This is a genomic window from Pedobacter sp. A2324, assembly GCF_059693705.1.
Genome location: NZ_JCASSK010000001.1, coordinates 47655 through 48156, shown reverse-complemented (window position 1 = coordinate 48156; position 502 = coordinate 47655). Strand labels below are relative to the sequence as shown.

The window sequence follows — 502 nt, the reverse complement described above, 5'->3', positions numbered from 1 at the left end:
TAGCACCTGTCGATCCATTAGCACCCGTTGCTCCGGTCGAACCGTTTGCACCAGCAATGCCTTGAATACCCTGAGCACCTGTTGCACCAGTCGCTCCATTTGCACCAGTCGCTCCTGTTACACCAGCAATACCTTGAATACCCTGGGCACCTGTAGCCCCAGTCGCCCCGTTTGCACCAACTGCGCCTGTAGCACCAGTTGCACCTGTAGCGCCATTAGCGCCAGCAACACCTTGCATACCAGCAATACCTTGAATACCCTGGGCACCTGTAGCCCCAGTCGCCCCGTTTGCACCAACTGCGCCTGTTGCTCCAGTAGCACCTGTAGCGCCATTAGCGCCAGCGATACCTTGAATACCCTGAGCACCTGTGGCACCAGTTGCTCCGTTTGCACCAACTGCACCTGTAGCACCAGTTGCACCTGCTATACCTTGAATACCCTGAGCACCTGTGGCACCAGTTGCTCCGTTTGCACCAACTGCACCTGTAGCACCAGTTGCACC

General features: G+C 56.8%; 1 pseudogene. It reads right to left on the bottom strand.

Annotation, left to right across the window (positions count from 1 at the left end):
- A pseudogene (locus tag AC570I_RS00205) lies at positions 1-502 on the bottom strand (hypothetical protein); the annotation flags it as partial.